Below are 16803 nucleotides of genomic sequence, written 5' to 3'. Positions count from 1 at the left end.
CAGCCAGGCCCCATCCGCCGTCAGGGCTGACGCGCGACGATCACGGGGACTTTAGCCTTGTTGACCGCCGCCGCCCCGACCGATCCCAGCAACGTGCCGCGGAGCCTGCTGCAGCCGTGGCTGCCGACCACGAGCAGTTGCGCCCGTTTGGACGCCTCGATCAGGCACCGTGCCGGGTCGCCGATTTCGATGGTGCGGGTGATCGGTACATCTGGATAGCGTTCGTGCCACCCCGCCAGCCGTTCGGCAAGGCTCTCCTCTTCTTCGGACAGCTGAGCGTCCCATTTGGAGTCTTGGAAGGATGGCCTGGAGCTGGAAACCCAGGGTTCGGTCCAGGCGTGCAAAGCCATGAGGCCGACACCACGTCGGGCGGCTGCCGCTAATGCGATAGCCGTCGCCGCTTCCGAGGCCGGCGAGCCGTCGATGCCCACCAGCACCGGTGCCCGCGCGACATTGCCGATGTCGGTCTGGTCGTCATGGACCACGGCGACCGGGCAATGCGCGTGGTAAACCAACGCCGAACTCACCGACCCGAGGCCGCCCCGGGCAGACACGCCGCCATGTCCCCGGTAACCGACCACGACCATCTCCACGTGAGCGGACAGGTCGACAAGCGTCGGGATCGGGGCCGAATTGAGCACCTTCGTGTCGATCTGTAACGGACCGTACCCATCGGCGCTCGCCTCGGCGACCCGGACCGCCGCGTCGATGACATCGTCGGTCCGATCGCCCTGCCGCTGCCTACCGCCGGCCGCGAGCCACTCCGGTAGGGGAGCGTCGGAGAGATGGACCAGAGTCAGCGGCGCATTCTGCAGTGCCGCGTCACGGGCCGCCCAACGGACGGCGCCCAGTGCCGCTGCCGAGCCGTCAACGCATACCAAGAACGCGCCTCGTGGTGGTTGCCACATGTCCGCAGCATCACCGAGGGAGGCCGCGACCAGCAGGGCCGAAGAGACGCAAGCAGAGGGACCAAAGACACCGATCGAAATGCCGGCCATTGCCGATTTTCTCCGCATTCCACTAACGATTTGGCGACGCCAACGATAGATTTCGTAAAGGCGGGTGACTCGTCCGAGTCGGTTTGATGAGCGCGGCAGGCGGATCGATCTTGACTTCTGCCTGAAAAGAGTTGGGCCACAGGGGGATTGAGGGGGATTTGTCATGTCGTTGATGGTTGTGCCGGAGTGGGTTAGCGCCGCTGCAGCGGATGCGGCGGACGTCGCCTCGGCGATCGGTGCTGCCAACGCAGCCGCGGTAGCGCCGACGACCGGTCTGCTCGCTGCTGCCGAAGACGAGGTATCGGCGGCCATTGCGGATCTGTTCTCCGCTCACGGCGAGGGCTATCAGGCGCTGAGTGCCCAGGTCGCACGGTTTCACACCGAGTTCGTGCAGACCCTGACGAACGCCAGCGGCGCCTATGCCGCCGCCGAGGCCGCCAGTGCCGCGCCGCTGCAGACGTTCGAGCAGACCGTTACCCTCTTCCAGCGGGAGATCGCTCAGTTCCCCACCGGCGTCGCCGCGGGCGTCAACCGGATAGCCAACGAAGTCTTCACGACGATCTTCGGCGCGACGGCGGGTCCGCCCATTCCCGCTGGGCAGACGGGCACCTACACCGGCTCGCCGTCGTTGCTCACGAGATTCGAAGAGGCGTTGCTCTACCCGGTCAAGCCGCTGCTGAGTCTGTCGGGGCTGGACACCTACATCGCGACGCCCGGTAACCCCATATTGCAATTACTGGCCAGCGACGTTCCGCCGTTGTCCTGGTTCCTCGGCAATTCCCCGCCGCCGTTGTTGAATCTGCTGCTCGGGGAGACGGTCTCCTACAGCACCTACGACAATCCCACCGGCGGAACCATGAGCGTCGTGCACATCACGCCGGCCAATCCCACCGGCGAGCAGGTTGTCGCCATTCACGGGGGCGCCTTTATTTTCCCGCCGTCCTTCCTGCACTGGATTCACTATTCGGTGATGGCCTACCAAACCGGCGCCACCATTCAGGTGCCGATCTATCCGTTGCTTCAGCAAGGAGGTACGGCCGGGCTCGTCGTGCCGATGATGGCGAACTTTGTCGCAGCCCAAACCGCGCACTATGGCACGCCGTACGTCAGCGTTATCGGCGACTCCGCGGGCGGAAATCTCGCGCTGGCGGCCGTCCAGCAGATGGTGCTCAACGGTGCGCAGATGCCGTCGTCCATGGTCCTGCTGTCTCCCTGGCTCGACCTGTCCATGACCAACCCGAACATCGCGTTCGTCCAGGACCCGTTGCTGCCCGTCGGGCTGGCCCAGCAGTTCGGCAGACAATGGGCCGGCAACCTGCCCATCAACAATCCGTGGGTTAGCCCGATCAACGGATCGCTGGCCGGCCTCCCGCCGACGACGGTCTATACCGGCAATCTGGACATACTGTCCCCGGATGCATTGGTGCTGAAGGCAAATGCCGCGATCGCCAATGCGCCGTTAAACTTCGTTCTGGCCAACGGCCAAATTCACGACTGGCTCATTCTCACCCTGGACGGGCCCGCATACTGGCACCAGATCAATCAGGAACTCGGTATCGCGGCCTGATCGCGCATCGGGCTGTGCGGGGCACTCTTGTCCAATCGAGCGGCGGAACCCACCGATGACGGGCACTACCTCGTCATCGACGGTCGCAGGTGGCGCGCGACCGATCCGCTGATTCCCGAGGATCGCCGGCAGGAACTCGTCCGGATCTTGATGGCGTGGCGGCGAGAGGTGCGTCGTACCAAGGGAACGCCTGAAGAATCAACGGCCCGAGCGGGCGTGCATGCCGCGAAAGTCGCTCTCGGAGAACGTGGCTCACCGCCATGGTGGGAGGCGAGCGCGGAACAACGGCGCGCCCGATGGCAGGCCGAGGTGGGCGAGCCCCGCTGAGCCAGAGACTCAATCGGTGGTGCGACGGCCGACGCTGTAGAGCAGGGATCTTAACAGGAGCTCGAACGCTCGGTCGTCGTGCTTCTGCGTCAATCGCCCGAGAAGTACCGAACCCTGGACAAGCTCGGACAGCGCCGCGTACGTCTCCTGAGCCGTCTGCTCGTCGAGACCGGCACCGATCATGCTGGCGATCGCCTTCTCCGTTTCCTGTGCGCCGAGTCGGCGGGCCAACGGGCTGAGTGCCCCGCGAATGAGGATGAGATCCGTCAACACCGGATCGCCGAGGAACGTGTGTCGCACTCCCCGGGCGTGTGCCAGCAAAGACTCGCGCCAGTCGTCGGACTCGACGAAGGTGGGGAATCCTTTGCGGCGCAACGCCCGATCGGTCATGGCGTCGAGAAGCTCCGACTTGTTGCGGACATGCCAGTAGATGCTGGTGACTCCTACGCCCAGCGATTTGGCGACCAGGGGGATGCTCAGCTCGTCGACTGACGACTCGGCTGCTATCGCGAAGGCGGTATCCACGATGGTGTCTGCGGTCAGCGAGCCTCGCGCTCGTCGTTGTGGCGGCGCCTTCTGGCGCGGCGTTGCCATCTCAGCGGCGGGTCTGGCGGGTCACGATCGAGGGACCGGACAGGGGCGCTGGCACGAGTCCGGGTGGGGCGTCGATCACCGCGGGTATTGCGTTGACCGCCGCCATGGCCGTCGCCGCGACGCCAGGGTTCGTGGTGTCGCCCGGCGTCGGGTCGAGATGGAGGTCCAGGGTCATATTGGGCGAGCCTTCGACGCGGAACACCATTCCGCCTCGGCCGGGTTGTGCTGGGCGCGGCCAGGATTCGGGCCACGGCGTAGAGGTCACCGTGGCGAAGTACTGAACCGACACGACCGGTCGCTCGTCGTGAATCGCGGAGAGCTGCCAGCGGTGAGCGCAGATCGTGTCCTTCGGAATCACGCCGAGTGCGGTGTCGAGGTCGTGCGGAGCCAGGATCGTCTCCCAGTCCAGCGCCACCGCGTCGACGTCGACGCCGAGCGTGTCAGCAACGTAGCGCACCACGGGTTCCCAGTCGTTGTTCACCTTGCCGACCGCGATGCGGATAGGAATGTGGCCGTCCGGCTTTCCGAAACCCATTGACTCGTGCAGGACTTCCCATATCGGGTAGGCGAGGTCGAGGTCGAGCGCGTACTCGTCCATCCGGTACGAACTGACCACGCCGGCGCCCGCCAGTAAGGCTGTGGGCAGGTTCAGGCTCACGAAGCCCGGTTCGCAACCGGTCGCATAGAAGGTCGCGCCCCCCTTTTCCGCGGCTCGCTCTATCGGTTCGCGCCAATTCGCCGGGGCCGCTTCGGGATAGACCATCGGGATCGCGGAGATGGTGACGACGTTGATGCCGGCTTCCAGGTAGCCGACGATGTCGGCGATCACCTCGTCCTCGCGCCTGACAGCGGTCGCGCAGTACGCGACGCAATCCGGCTTCGCGTCCAGAACTTCAGTGACGTCGCCCGTCGCCGTGATGCCCACATCGGGACGCCCGCACAACTGACCAGCATCCGCGCCGATCTTCCCCGGCGAGGACACTTTGACCCCGACCAGGTCCAGTGCCGGGTCATCGATGATCGCGCGCAGCGCCACGCTGCCGGTCATGCCGGTGCCGACATGGACCACCCGCCGCCGGGCGGCTGTACTGCCACGAGGTTGAGCCACAGGCGTTGCCTCCCAAACGATGCCGCGATCGTCACCGATACTGTAGACGAATCCAGTAACCTTTACTAGTCAACTACTCGACAACAATCCGGCTCGTGCCGCATGGAGTGCGACGCTCACCGCCCGGGCGATGAGGGCTGCCGCCGGAGGTCAGGCCGCCGATCCCGTTGCCGGTCATTCCGGGGTCGGACGTGTCGGGTGTCGTCGAGGCGGTTGCGCCCGACGTGCACGAGTTCTCCGTCGGCGACGACGTCTTCGGCATGATCCGCTTTCCCAGCTTCGGTGACAGCGCGGCCTATGCGGAGTACGTCGCCGCGCCTGCCTCCGACCTGGCGCACAAGCCGGCCGGCATCGATCACGTCCATGCCGCAGCCGCGCCGATGTCGGGGCTGACCGCTTGGCAATTCCTGATCGATCTCGGCCACGACGAAACGAATCCGTTGCAGCCGCAGGTACATCGCCCGGTGCCCCTGGACGGCATGACCGTATTGGTCAACGGCGCCGCGGGTGGCGTCGGGCACATCGCCGTGCAGCTAGCGAAATATGAAGGGGCACAGGTGATCGCGGTGGCGTCGGGCACGCACGAGTCGTTTCTGAGCGACCTCGGCGCGTACGAGTTCATCGACTACACGAAGAACCGCCCGGAGGACGTCGCGCACGACGTCGATCTGGTCCTCGACACGCTCGGAGGGCCCGCCACCAGGCGCTTCCTGCCCGCAATAAAGCCTGGCGGCGCGTTGTTTCCAGTATTCCCAGGCTTTTCCGACGCCGCGACGGCTGCGGCGCGCCACATCACCGTCTCGATGACCCAGGTTCGCTCCAACGGTTCACAGCTCGCAGAGCTTGGGCGCCTGCTTGACGCGGGCACCGTCCGAGTGGCGATCGACAGCACTTACCGGCTGGCCGACGCTCGCGCCGCGCATGAGCGCGCCGAGCAGGGGCATGTGCGAGGCAAACTCGTGCTCACCGTCGCCTAGCTGTCCGGCTGAACGACCGCGGGCCGCCGGCCGCTACCAGAGCACGCCGTGCTCAGTCGACAGGATGAAGCCGTGGTTGCCTTCGGTCTGGCAGTGCACGGCCCCCTGCTTGTCGACCGCGCAGGCACCGCCCAGGGTCTGCACCCGGTATCCGGCGGGCAGCACGCCTAAGTTGCTGGTGAAAGTCTTTGTGTCCGAATGGCGGTACTCAGCGGGATGCATCGCGTCGGCGAAAGTTTGGTTGGTGCCGGGAGGGGCGTCGGCGGGCACCGCGTCGCAGCCGACCGGGCCGCCGTTGGGCGCGAGGCCGCAGGACCGCCCGTCCGGTGTGGTGAAGTAGACCCACGAGCGGTACGAGGTGGTATAGGTGCCCGGCGCGAGCGGATAGCCGTCGAGGTTGTCCGGTGGGCCGTTGTCATCACCGGGCGCGGCTCCTGCCGGCGCGACGGAGATCGCCATCGCGCTCAACATGGCCAACACCCCGAACCGCCATCGCCACATCCGATCACCCTATGTGTCCCGGACCTGGATGTGTGGCGACTTAGGGCCCGAAGTCCAGGGTCCTTAGTCTCTAATCGCGGCGTGTTCAGACGCCGATACTGGTGAGCCTGATGTGGGCAAACTTATTTCGGGCCGTTGCGGCCGTGTCGACGTTACTCGCGCTGGCGGGCTGCGGTTCGACGCCGAATAAGCCTGCGGTCGCGCCGTTCACGATCATCACCGGACCATCCGGCACCACCACCTCGCGGGACCCGAACGGCGCCGGCCTGCCGCCCATGAAGCACTTCCAGATCGGCGGTGACAGCTACGGACCGGTGCAGGACTGCCACGTCGTCGACGTCGCGGTGACCTGCACGGCGAGCTGGGACCAGCCCTATCAAGCGGATACCTACACCGGAGGTTTCACCGGCACCCTGTCGGGGATGACGATGACGGGGACGTGGACGACACGTCAGACCGGCCACGACGCGAAAGACCCGCGCTGCCGGTGGCAGACCGAGACGTCTGTGCCAACGACCTTCCAGTTCAGCTTGGACGGAACCGTGGTCGACCATTCCGGTCCGGGGCAATGGCGGACAACCCACAGCGGTAGTTGTTCGGGGGAGGAGTCCGGCACCAGTTCGGCCGCGGAGGGCGGTCCCAGCGCCTGGAAAGTGCTCGAATAGGTTACGCGTTGCCCAAGACGATGTTGTTGAACAGCATCGCCGCCCAGTAGGTCGCCAGCAGGGTCGACGCGAATCCCAGCAGCGCAAGGAAAATGGGCGGGGTCAGGATGAGCGCGCCCAGCTGGACGAGGAAGGTCCAGGGATTGTCGTCTGCGGCGGGCGCGGCCGACGCCAACACTTCGACGTTGGAAGCCTCCGCACTCGCGTAGGCATTCCCGCCCCCGGCGAGGTTGCGGGTGAACTGCTCATGGAATGCCGCCGCCTGCGCGGAGACTTGCTGGAATTCCTCGGCGTGCGAGCCGAACACGCCGGCGATTGCCGTCGACACCTCATCGCTGGCGGCGCTGGCGATGTTGGTTGTCGGCGCCGCAGCCCTCAGCTGGGCGAAATCCAGATCGGATCCGATGGCTGCCAAATCGTGTGATGCGGTGATGAGACTTTCCGGCGCGACCTGCATCTTCGGCAGCATATCCACGACGGCAAAGCCAGATATGGGTTTCCGGCAAACCGCTCCCTGAATGCTCGATCGCGACATAAGCTCCCGGCAATCGGGCGATCGAAGGGTGGAGCGGCGCTGTGTCATATGTTGTTGCGTTTCCCCAGCTGATGTCCGCCGCGGCCACCGACGTGTCTTCCATCGGTTCGGCGGTTGCGACCGCGAACCGGGGCGTGGCGGGTGCCACCACCGCGGTGCTGGCAGCCGCCGAGGACGAGGTGTCGGCGGCGATCGCCGCCCTGTTCTCGGCCCACGGCGAGGGCTACCAGGTTCTGAGCGCGCAAGTGGCCGTCTTTCAGGAGCGGTTCACGCAGGCGTTGACTGGCGCGGCCGGGGCATACGCCTCCGCTGAGGCGGCAAGCGCCGCGCCGTTGGCGGCTTTCGAGCAAGTGGTGCTCGGCGTTCAGCAGATCCCTGCGAACGTGGCCGCGGGGTTTGCGTCGCTGAGTTCGGTGCAGGGTTCTCCGCTGCTGGCGCTGATCGCCAGTGACGCGCCGCCCCTGTCGTGGTTCCTGGGTAACTCGCCGCCACCGCTGCTGAACGCACTGCTGGGGCAAACGGTCCAGTTCACCTCGTATGACGGGATGCGGGTCGTCCAGATCACGCCCGCCAACCCAACGGGCGAATACGTCGTCGCCCTGCACGGCGGCGCGTTCATCTTCCCGGCGTCGTTCTTCCACTGGATCAACTACTCGGTGACGGCCTACCAGACCGGCGCGACCTTCCAGGTGCCGATTTACCCGCTGCTGCAGGAAGGCGGCACCGCCGGGTGGGTAGTGCCTCGGACGGCGGGCCTGATCTCCTCGCTGATCACCCAACACGGGGTCCAGAACGTCAGCGTTGTCGGTGATTCCGCGGGCGGCAATCTCGCTCTGTCCTCCGTTCAGTACCTGGTCAGCCACGGCGCCCCGGTACCGGCGTCGATGGTGCTGCTGTCACCGTGGCTGGACGTCGGGGCCGGCGGCCTCGGCGCGGTCTGGGCGGGCGGCCTTTCCACGACAAACCCGATGGTGAGCCCGCTCTACGGGTCACTCGCCGGGCTTCCGCCGACCTATGTGTACTCCGGCGCGCTGGATCCACTCGTTCAACAGGCGGCCGTCCTGCAACAGGCAGCCATCGCTCAAGGGGCCCCGGTCAGCTTCATCCTGAACCAGACCGGGATTCACGACTTCATCCTGCTCACTCCGAGCGGTTGGCCGTACTGGCCGGGGATCAACCAGCAACTCGGCATCGCGGCCTGACTGCGATCTGCCTAAACGGTTGCCGCGCTCTTCGCATCGGAGGTCGCGGGCTCGCGCTCGCCCGACGAGATGTGAGCGGGCACCGGGTCGAACGCCGCGGGGTCGGCAAGGTACTCACGAAAGATGCGGGCCATCGTCGCGGCCTGGTAGCCGTCGACGAACCGGTGGTCCAGGTTGATCGTCAGCGGCAACACCGGACGGACGACGGGTTGACCGTCGCGAGCCAGCACCTTGTCGGTCACGGCACCTAGCAGGATCGTGATCGGCACGTGGCAGAAGTTCGGCACCGGGGCAGCGGCCGAATCGAGGCCGTAGGTGCCCACATTGCTGACGAGGATGGATCCGTACGGGCGGGCCTCGAGTCCGGTGAAGGGAAGGGGCAGCTGCAGACTCTCGGTGACGAATCCGACGCCCGCCATCAGAGGGCGCAGTAACAGCGGCGGCAGTCCCTTGACCATCGCCTTCATCTTCTTGAACTGCGGGTCGTTGTCGTGGCGGATGCGGCCCGCGCGGTCGGCCAGCTCCTTGGCGATTGCCCAGGGCGGCTTTTCATTGATGCGGCGCACGACGGTGCCCGACAGATCGGTCCTGGCGGCCTCAACCCCTGATACCGGATCGGTCCGCAGCGATACGACGAAGAAGCAATCGATGGTGGGAGAAGGCAAGAAACTGCCGAACACCACCCGGCCGTTCAGCCCCGGCAGGGCCTCGACGACCTTGCCCGCGGCCCGACCGACCAGGTCGACGGGCGTGATGTGCTGGCCGGTCGCTTGCCGAACCTGGTCGATGTAGTCGAGCAATTGACCGGCTTCGATGTCGATCGTGGCCGAGATCGTCGGGTCCGTCCGGGGACGCCAGGTCGCCATGGCGATCTTGCGCCAGACGGAGAACGGGATTGCTGACGGGGTCTCGGTCATCCTCTGAGAATCTGTGACCAGAGCCACACGCGGCCAGAGGACAAGGTCACCGGCCGGCGGGCCTTTCGGACGAAAGCTCCTCGCGACCGGCCTTAACCGGCTGCCTGCAGGGTGATATCGGAGAGCTCCGTGCGGCTCTGGCCGTTGGTGGAGCCGAGCGTGGAGATCCACACCAGCACATTCGACGTCTTCGTCTGGTTGGTCACCGTGATGCGGTTGCGTCCCGGTTCCAGTGACGTGGTCGGGGCGATTTCGGTGGTGTCGGCCAGCTTCGCGGGCTTTTCGGTGGGGGACGAGCGGATCTGCACCTGGGTCCCGGTGCTGGGCACGTCGAGGGTCACCACACTCAACGCGGTCGGTTCGGCCAGATGCAGCATCAGGCCCATTCCCTGGATGAACTTCGGGAACGGAACGGCGTCCGTGTAGGTCACGGTGGACCAACCGGTGTTGGGGTTGCCGTCGATCGCCAACTTGGCGTCCTGCGGGTTGTCGGGTGTGCCGTCGGGTGAGAACACCGTGGCGCTGATCGGCTTGACGACGGGGCCGGGGCGCGTCTCCTTGCTGAAGGCGTGTGTGAAATACAGCACGCCACCGGCGGTCAGCACCAGAACGGCGAGAACGGCAAGGGCAGCCAGGATCCAGACTTTCCTGCCTTTAGGCGACTTGTCGCTCGGCGCGATCGGAGCCGTCGGCGTCGGCGAAGGCACCTCGGGACGGGGACGCTTCGGGCGCGCGCCGGCCGAAAGGTTGACGATCTTGTCGGCGTCGAGGATCTCGCCGTCCCACATGCCGGTGACCTCGACCTCGTCCCCGTCGGTCAGCTGACCCGGGACGAGGTCGGTTTGTATCTCGACCGGCAGCAGAGCGGGCAGATCCTCGAGGGGCTCGTGTGGCACCACGTGCAGCGACAAGGTTCCGAGGTCGTCGACGCCGGCCCGACTGGATTGCACGGCGCGGGCGGTCCCGCTGACGATGAGACGTTCGAGGCGCTGGGTCGTCGGACGTTCGGCCGAGCGTGGGCTTTCGGTGGGACCCGCTTGCGACAACGCCCGGGCGAAATCCGCACACGTCGGGTATCGCTTGTTCGGGTCCTTGGCCAGTGCCTTGGCCAGGACGGCGTCCAGGTGCGCGAGTTCGGGCCGGCGCTCCGATATCCGCGGCGGCGGCGAATTGAGGTGGTGGCTGAGCACCACCGCGCGGTTCGAGTCTTGGAACGGCGGAGCTCCGGTGAGCAGGAAGAACGTGGTGGCAGCCAGCGCGTACTGGTCCGCTCGACCGTCCAGCGACTTGCCCAGGAGTTGCTCGGGGGCGACGTAGCTGATGGTCCCGACGGCGACGTTGGCCTCGGTGAGGTTGCTGACGTCGTCGATCTTGCGGGCGATGCCGAAGTCGGTCAGCAACACTCTGCGGCGGTGGCCGTCGGCAGCCGCCACCAGGATGTTCTCCGGCTTGACGTCCCGGTGGAGCAGACGGCGATCATGACCGAAGTCGAGGGCATCGGCCACCGCGGTCACGATTTCGGTCACATCCTGTTCGGGCATGCCGTCCGGGTAGCGATCCCGTACCAGCTGGCCGGCATCCATGCCGTCCACGTATTCCATTGAGATCCACAGCCGGCCGTTGAACTCACCGCGGTCCAGCACTCCGACGATGTGCGGGTGCCACAGTGTCGCGGCCAGTTCGGCTTCGCGTTTGAACCTCGCCTGAAACTCCTGGTCGGCGGTGGCGGCCAGGGACAGCACCTTCAGCGCGTCGTGACGAGGCAGACGCGGGTGCTGTGCGAGGTAGACCTCGCCCATCCCGCCAGTGCCGAGCAGCCGCTCGATCACGTAGCCAGCGAAGACCTCGCCGTTTTTGAACGGCATGCCCGAAAGCCTACAAACCGGCACGGCGGGGGAGCGAATTTCGCTCCCGAGCGACCGTGCCGGCCGGCGGCGATCACTCAGCGGGTGGCTTGCCCTCGGTCTGCTTGTGCAGCGTCTCGTTGGCGCTGCTCACGACGCTGCGGATGAACTCGTACTGGGTCTTGACGAGCTTGTCCGCCATGTCCAGGGCGGCGTCCACGATCGTGTTGCGTCGTGACGGGTGGTCGTCACCGTGTCCGGGTATCGAATCCTCGACGGTGCCGACGAACTTCCGTACCGCGTCGATCGCCGCTCGTTGTCCGGATTCGACCGATTTGAGGACTTCGTCAGACAGGCCGGCCGCTCTATCGGTCAGGTCTGCCGCGAGTTCGGCAACGGTCTTCTTCTCGGTGTCTGTGTCTGCCATGATGGCGCTCCTCCCGATTTGTGCAGTGCTCAGCATGCGCTTCGATCGGGCGGCTTCTGTAGGGCCAATGGTCCCTGTCCCAAGGGCTCATCGGCCGCAGTGGGATGCTCTGCCGCAGCGATTGGCATCGGTGCAGACGGGATGTGGCAATGGGCACGGTGTTCGGATGAAATGTCGGGGTGCGGTGTTGCGGGGCGCGGGCCGTGAATGGGAGATCGACGAGATCGACCTGGACCCGCCAAAGGCCGGTGAGGTGCTGGTGGAAGTGGCCGTCGCCGGGATCTGTCACTCCGATGACCACTACGCGACGGGCGACGGTGTGGCCGGTGAGCGCCTCGCGGCGATCATGCGGACACACGGAATTCCGGTGCCCGATCTGTACCCGATGCTGGGCGGGCACGAGGGCGCCGGCGTCGTCGTCGAGGTCGGCCCGGGCGTGCGGTCAGTCCAGCCCGGTGACCGGGTGGCGACGTCGTTCATCCCGGCCTGCGGGGTGTGCCGGTGGTGCTCCTGCGGTCTGAGTTACCTCTGCGACCTCGGGGCCGGCACGGTGTCGAAGGAGATGACGACCGATGGCACCCCGCGCCGGCACCTGGGCGGGGATGCGCTGACGGCGATGACCCAGCTGGGCACGTTTGCCGAGTACGTGGTGGCCGCGGAGTCGTCAGTGATCAAGATCGACGACGACATCCCCTTCCACGCGGGGTCTTTGGTGTCCTGCGGCGTCATGACCGGCTGGGGTTCGGCGACCGTCGGTGCCGGCACCGAGGCCGGTGACACCGTCGTGGTGATCGGTGTCGGTGGTGTCGGCATGAATGCGGTGCAGGGCGCGCGGGCCGTCGGGGCCAAATACATAATCGCGGTGGATCCCGTTGTTTTCAAACGTGATTCGGCGATCTCATTCGGCGCCACCCATGTCGTGGCGTCCGTCGGGGAGGCGGCGCCGCTGGTGCGGGAGCTGACCCGCGGCGTGATGGCCGACCGGGTGGTGCTGACTCCCGGTGTGATGCCAACCGAACTGCTGTCGCCGGCGATGATGTTGACGCGCAAGGGCGGCACCTGCGTGCTCACCGGACTCAGTCGCTATGAGGAGTTGCCGGTGCCGCTCGTGCTCAACGACATGGTGTTGTCGGCCAAGCAGCTCAAGGGAGTGCTGGGCGGCGGCATGAATCCGCGCGCGGGCATCCCGATGCTGTTGTCGATGTACCGCGAGGGCAGGCTAAAGCTCGACGAACTGGTCACCCGCCGTTACCGGCTCGAGCAGATCAACGAGGCGGTCGACGACATGCGGGAAGGCCGAAATATCCGGGGGCTGATCGACTTTCAGTGGTGAATCACGATGCTTCCACGGGCTTGGGGCGGCGCTTGTCCTCGTACATGGCGGCGTCGGCCCGGCTGAGCAGGTGGTGTAGTTCCTCGGGCGCCGACGCCAGAGCAACGCCGATAGAAGCGCCGATCGTCAGCCGGAGATCCGGGCTTATCGCAATCGGCTCGCGCAGCGACTGACGGATACGCTCTGCCACCAGGGCGGCGCCCGCGGCATCCGCCCCGGGCAGCAGCACGAAGAACTCGTCACCACCCAGCCGGACCGCAGGCGGGCTGTCCGCACCGGCGCGAATCACGACGTCGGCCCCGGCCCGGGTGACCTCGGCGATGCGCCGGGCCGCCTCCCGCAGCACACAGTCGCCGGCTTCGTGGCCGTACTTGTCGTTGACCGCCTTGAACCGGTCGAGGTCGATGAAGATGGCGGCCACCGGAGCCGCTGACGATGCCCCCGCCAGCATGTTCGCCATGACACTGCTCAGGTGGTGGCGGTTCGGCAGCCCGGTCAGCGGGTCGTGCATACCGAGGTGCGCCAACTGGGCCTGAGCACGGCTGAGCTGCGCCGATTCGATGTCATATGCCAGCAGTCGCGCCGCCCGCAGGTCGGCGTCTGTCCACGGCACACTCGAGCCGGTGACCTGCTGAAGCCAGGTGTCGAACGACTTGCGCGGATTCAGCAATCCAGTGGCGTGCGTGCGCGGATCTCCCAGCCAGCGGAGTTGTTGCAGACGGTCCCGCCGAAACCAGATCACGAAGTCGTCGGGCGCACTGAGCGCGACGAACAAACAGCCGGCCGCACCGAGATCGTCTGCCGTCTGCTGTTGCAAGCGATCGGAGGCCCAGGGCGAACCCGGCGACCTGGACGCGCGGATCTCGCTCGCGAGTCGTCGCACGGCCTCCTCGGCCGGCGCTGATCCGATCGAGCGGTACTGCCCGTCCACAGATGCGGCCGCGCTTTCCGCCTGGCAGAGCTCCAGCAGGTCTTCGGCAGCCGTCGTGAGGCCTTCGGGGATGGCCGGGGCCGCCTGCATCGCCGCCCGCAGGCGGTTGCGGATGGATTCCCGCCGGGCGGCATCGTTCAATCTGGAGATCTGTTCGGCCGCGGAGACCTGAAGCTTTGCCTGCAGGACCAGCAGTTCGCATGCGCGCCGCATGGAGCGCGAAAGCCATTGGGGCTTCTCGGATGTGCACGAGACGAGGCGGGTAAGCCGGCCCCCGTCAGCCATCGAGAACGACACGCTGGCCGCGGTGTCCATGTTGCGCATGAACTCGAGGTGGAACGGGGAAACACTGCGCAGCGCAGCGTGACTCAGGTCGAGGCTGGTGCCGGCCATCCGCGTCGAGGCGATCACGGCGACGTCGCCCTCATCGACGTCGGGGATGTAGCGCGACGCTTTGCGGGTGTAGATGTGACGGGCTTGCAGCGGGATGTCGCTCGCCGGGAAGTGGTGTCCGAGATAACGAACCAGTCCGGGAAGGCGATCCTCGGAGAGGATCTCCCCGTGCTCGTCTTCATGGAACCGGTAGACCATCGCCCGGTCGAAGCCGGTCAAGGCCCGGACGGCGCAAGCGACGGCCAACTCGATTTCGGGCACGCTCTTGGCTTCGCCGATCTCCTGCGACGCATACAGCACCGGAACGAGATTGGCCTGATCGTCCCCGCGCGATTTCTCGATCTCGATGACGATCTGTCCGGCCACCTGATGCAGGATCACATCGACCCTGCCATGGGACTCGGCCGCCAGGCGGACGCCGTACAGATCCGGGGAGGACGGCCGGTATCCGCTCTGCTCCATCGCCTGCTCGAGGCGCTGCAGTTCGTCCGCGGAGAAGATGCTCGTCAGCGGCGCGTCGAAGAGCTGATCCGGCGCGGCGCCGATCAAATTCTCGGTGTTGGCGCTCGCATAGTTGATGCGACGGTCTTGCAGGTCAGCGGCAATCAGCGCCCCATGGGCCTGAATCCGGCCGGACAGGTGCAGCTGCTCACTCGCGCAATCGGCCAAAGCCGGTGCGCTCGGGTGCGCTTCGCTGGTCATCCCGGACCTCGTGCCACTCTCGAAGGATAAATGTTCGGCTGACAGCAGTTAACCCTTCGCCGCAATTTGCACCGGAGCGGGCGCTTGGAGGTGCCGGTTTTCACGCGGGAACGGTTGTGACTCACGGGAAATGGCGAAGAAGCGGGCGCCGGCCGCAAAGGTGCCCCCGAATTCTTGCGTCAGTTGCCGGCCTCGATGGCGGCGACCTTCGCCGCCCCCTCAGATCCGGACAACCGCTGAAGGTCGATTCCGCCGGAGGCCTGGAACCCGTCGATACGGCGCTTGAGGTCGCCCGAGGACAGGTATGCGTAGAGGTTCTTGCCGGGGCACGACGTCTGCGCGAAATCTCGATGGCCCGCCAGCGTGGACGTGGAGAGCTTGTAAGTGCTCGCGGCCCAGGCGAATATCCGCGCCGCGCCGTCAACCTGCGTCTCTGGCACGACTTCCCGATCGAAGTCACCCTCGCAGATGACCAGGAAATGGCCGATCGTGTTGTAGTCGGTCGCGGTGTCACCCGCAATCTCGGGTCTGCGCAGTTCGTAGATGTTGCCGTTCCCGTCGACGCCGAAGTGGTACGCGATGTCGATCCAGCCCAGCGTGTCCTGGTGGTAACGCTGGTCCGCACGGAACCGGGCCGGAGCGTTGCGGTTGTCGCCCAGGGCCACGGCGGCGTGGTGCAGGGTCATGCGCGTAATCGTTTGGGGCGTACCTCCGGGGCGTGCGGGACGGGCGCCCCAGGCGTCGCGGCTGATCACCTGTAACGCGACGGGTCGCGCGGGATCCGCAGCCGTCCGGCCAACACACGCGCCGACTGAGGCCGTCAACCCCAGGCCGCCCGCCAGTGATAGCAGCCGGCGGCGGCTGACGCGATCCTCTTCGGCGGCCATGTGCTAATCCTGCTCGGTTCCCAGCAGCCGCAACGGGTGCAGTCCGTCCACCGCTCCGACGAACGGCGGATGGATGCTGTAGCCGAGCATGCGCTGGATGTCGTCGGACACCGTTCGGGCGATGTCGCGCGACACCGACAGGGTGAAGGCCTCCATCGGTCGCAGCCACGGCTGGCAGTACTGGGCGGTGACGGCCAGACGGTCGTGCGTGGACGTGTTCGCGCCCCCGCCATGCCACAGCGTGCCGACGAAGAAGACACAGGAACCGGCGGGCATCACGACCGGCAGAGCGGTGTCGTCCGGGCCGGGACGGCGCTTACCCCACCGGTGGCTGCCGGGTATCACCACGGTGGCGCCGTTGTCGGCCGTGAAGTCGTCGATCGCCCAGATCGTCGCTGCCGCAAGAGGTTCCCGCGGGCGCGGTATGGGATAGAAGCCGTCGTCGTGGTGCGGCAGCTGGGCTGACTCGCCCGGCTGAATGTTGATGGCCTGTAAGGCCGAAAGCAGATAGTTGGGCATCAGCAAGCGGTCCAGCACCGCCAGCACCCGGGGGTTATCGACGAGCCGGTCACACACCCTCGTCCGACTCAGCACGCTGTAGACGCGTTGCGTGCGCCTGCCTTCAAAGGAATTGCGTCCGGTATGTCCCAGCCACGGACGCACGGTTTCCCGGATCTCCCGGCACTGCTGTCCATCGAGCAGGTTCTCCCAGATGACGTAGCCGTCGCGGGCCAGGGTCGCCACGTCGGCTTCGACCACAGCGCTGTCGACGGTGCTTCCGCCGCTGGGCGTCCACTTGTATCGCTGCGCCAGGTCGCCTCGTAGATCTTCCAGCGTGGTGACGGACTCTTCGTCGGTGTTCATCTGGTCCGTGTCCTTCGGCTAGTGCTCATGA

The 16803-nt window shown here is 66.2% G+C and carries 17 protein-coding genes; 6 read left to right on the top strand and 11 right to left on the bottom strand.

Going from position 1 to position 16803, the window contains the following annotated elements; all coding sequences use genetic code 11:
• Window positions 1–20 precede the first annotated feature (20 nt).
• A complete protein-coding gene (locus ACNQS7_RS11105; RefSeq protein WP_418012546.1) occupies window positions 21–908 on the bottom strand; it encodes a universal stress protein in 888 nt (295 codons plus the stop codon).
• A 253-nt stretch (window positions 909–1161) separates the two neighbouring features.
• Between ACNQS7_RS11105 and ACNQS7_RS11100 the strand changes: the two genes are divergently transcribed.
• Window positions 1162–2565: a PE domain-containing protein gene (locus ACNQS7_RS11100; protein ID WP_418012545.1), complete on the top strand. Its 1404-nt coding sequence runs from the start codon at window positions 1162–1164 to the stop codon at window positions 2563–2565.
• Between the two features lie 27 nt (window positions 2566–2592).
• Window positions 2593–2892 (top strand): hypothetical protein, encoded by a 300-nt coding sequence (locus ACNQS7_RS11095; RefSeq protein ID WP_418012544.1) that lies wholly within the window; start codon window positions 2593–2595, stop codon window positions 2890–2892.
• Window positions 2893–2901: 9 nt separating this feature from the next.
• Here the strand turns inward: ACNQS7_RS11095 and ACNQS7_RS11090 are convergent, their stop codons facing one another.
• Window positions 2902–3486 (bottom strand): TetR/AcrR family transcriptional regulator, encoded by a 585-nt coding sequence (locus ACNQS7_RS11090; RefSeq protein WP_418012543.1) that lies wholly within the window; start codon window positions 3484–3486, stop codon window positions 2902–2904.
• 1 nt (window position 3487) lies between these two features.
• Window positions 3488–4405: a dihydrodipicolinate reductase gene (locus ACNQS7_RS11085; RefSeq protein WP_418015961.1), complete on the bottom strand. Its 918-nt coding sequence runs from the start codon at window positions 4403–4405 to the stop codon at window positions 3488–3490.
• A 356-nt stretch (window positions 4406–4761) separates the two neighbouring features.
• Here ACNQS7_RS11085 and ACNQS7_RS11080 point away from each other — a divergent pair, with 356 nt between their 5' ends.
• Window positions 4762–5571 carry an NADP-dependent oxidoreductase gene (locus ACNQS7_RS11080; RefSeq protein WP_418012542.1) on the top strand — a complete coding sequence of 270 codons (810 nt, stop codon included), beginning with the start codon at window positions 4762–4764 and terminating at the stop codon, window positions 5569–5571.
• 33 nt (window positions 5572–5604) lie between these two features.
• Here ACNQS7_RS11080 and ACNQS7_RS11075 read toward each other — a convergent pair whose 3' ends face one another.
• Window positions 5605–6072, bottom strand: coding sequence for a hypothetical protein (locus ACNQS7_RS11075; protein WP_418012541.1), 468 nt, complete (start codon window positions 6070–6072; stop codon window positions 5605–5607).
• Window positions 6073–6215: 143 nt separating this feature from the next.
• Here ACNQS7_RS11075 and ACNQS7_RS11070 point away from each other — a divergent pair, with 143 nt between their 5' ends.
• Window positions 6216–6737 (top strand): hypothetical protein, encoded by a 522-nt coding sequence (locus ACNQS7_RS11070; RefSeq protein WP_418012540.1) that lies wholly within the window; start codon window positions 6216–6218, stop codon window positions 6735–6737.
• 1 nt (window position 6738) lies between these two features.
• On the opposite strand, the gene ACNQS7_RS11065 is transcribed toward ACNQS7_RS11070, so the two are convergent.
• On the bottom strand, window positions 6739–7194 hold the full coding sequence (locus tag ACNQS7_RS11065; protein ID WP_418012539.1) for a PE family protein: 456 nt from the start codon (window positions 7192–7194) through the stop codon (window positions 6739–6741).
• A 149-nt stretch (window positions 7195–7343) separates the two neighbouring features.
• Between ACNQS7_RS11065 and ACNQS7_RS11060 the strand changes: the two genes are divergently transcribed.
• Complete coding sequence (locus ACNQS7_RS11060; RefSeq protein ID WP_418015960.1) at window positions 7344–8474, top strand: PE domain-containing protein; 1131 nt, start codon at window positions 7344–7346, stop codon at window positions 8472–8474.
• A gap of 11 nt (window positions 8475–8485) precedes the next feature.
• Here ACNQS7_RS11060 and ACNQS7_RS11055 read toward each other — a convergent pair whose 3' ends face one another.
• The 3 genes from ACNQS7_RS11055 to ACNQS7_RS11045 all read right to left on the bottom strand — a co-directional run bounded on the left by ACNQS7_RS11055 (window position 8486) and on the right by ACNQS7_RS11045 (window position 11662).
• Window positions 8486–9391: a 2-oxo acid dehydrogenase subunit E2 gene (locus ACNQS7_RS11055; protein ID WP_418012538.1), complete on the bottom strand. Its 906-nt coding sequence runs from the start codon at window positions 9389–9391 to the stop codon at window positions 8486–8488.
• Window positions 9392–9483: 92 nt separating this feature from the next.
• On the bottom strand, window positions 9484–11256 hold the full coding sequence (locus tag ACNQS7_RS11050; RefSeq protein ID WP_418012537.1) for a serine/threonine-protein kinase: 1773 nt from the start codon (window positions 11254–11256) through the stop codon (window positions 9484–9486).
• 73 nt (window positions 11257–11329) lie between these two features.
• Window positions 11330–11662 (bottom strand): hypothetical protein, encoded by a 333-nt coding sequence (locus ACNQS7_RS11045; protein WP_418012536.1) that lies wholly within the window; start codon window positions 11660–11662, stop codon window positions 11330–11332.
• A gap of 166 nt (window positions 11663–11828) precedes the next feature.
• Here ACNQS7_RS11045 and ACNQS7_RS11040 point away from each other — a divergent pair, with 166 nt between their 5' ends.
• On the top strand, window positions 11829–12995 hold the full coding sequence (locus ACNQS7_RS11040; RefSeq protein ID WP_418012535.1) for an NDMA-dependent alcohol dehydrogenase: 1167 nt from the start codon (window positions 11829–11831) through the stop codon (window positions 12993–12995).
• Window position 12996: 1 nt separating this feature from the next.
• Here ACNQS7_RS11040 and ACNQS7_RS11035 read toward each other — a convergent pair whose 3' ends face one another.
• From ACNQS7_RS11035 to ACNQS7_RS11025, 3 genes are all read right to left on the bottom strand, one after another.
• On the bottom strand, window positions 12997–15021 hold the full coding sequence (locus ACNQS7_RS11035; RefSeq protein ID WP_418012534.1) for a diguanylate cyclase: 2025 nt from the start codon (window positions 15019–15021) through the stop codon (window positions 12997–12999).
• A 179-nt stretch (window positions 15022–15200) separates the two neighbouring features.
• Entirely contained in the window at window positions 15201–15776 is a 576-nt protein-coding gene (locus ACNQS7_RS11030) for an N-acetylmuramoyl-L-alanine amidase (protein ID WP_418015959.1), read from the bottom strand.
• Between the two features lie 135 nt (window positions 15777–15911).
• Window positions 15912–16772 (bottom strand): phytanoyl-CoA dioxygenase family protein, encoded by an 861-nt coding sequence (locus tag ACNQS7_RS11025; RefSeq protein WP_418012533.1) that lies wholly within the window; start codon window positions 16770–16772, stop codon window positions 15912–15914.
• Between the last annotated feature and the right edge of the window lie 31 nt (window positions 16773–16803).

It is taken from the genome of Mycobacterium sp. 23 (assembly GCF_048287075.1).
Lineage (GTDB): Bacteria > Actinomycetota > Actinomycetes > Mycobacteriales > Mycobacteriaceae > Mycobacterium > Mycobacterium gordonae_B.
Note: the sequence above shows the minus strand (reverse complement) of the source record. Positions and strands in the feature narration are given on the sequence as shown.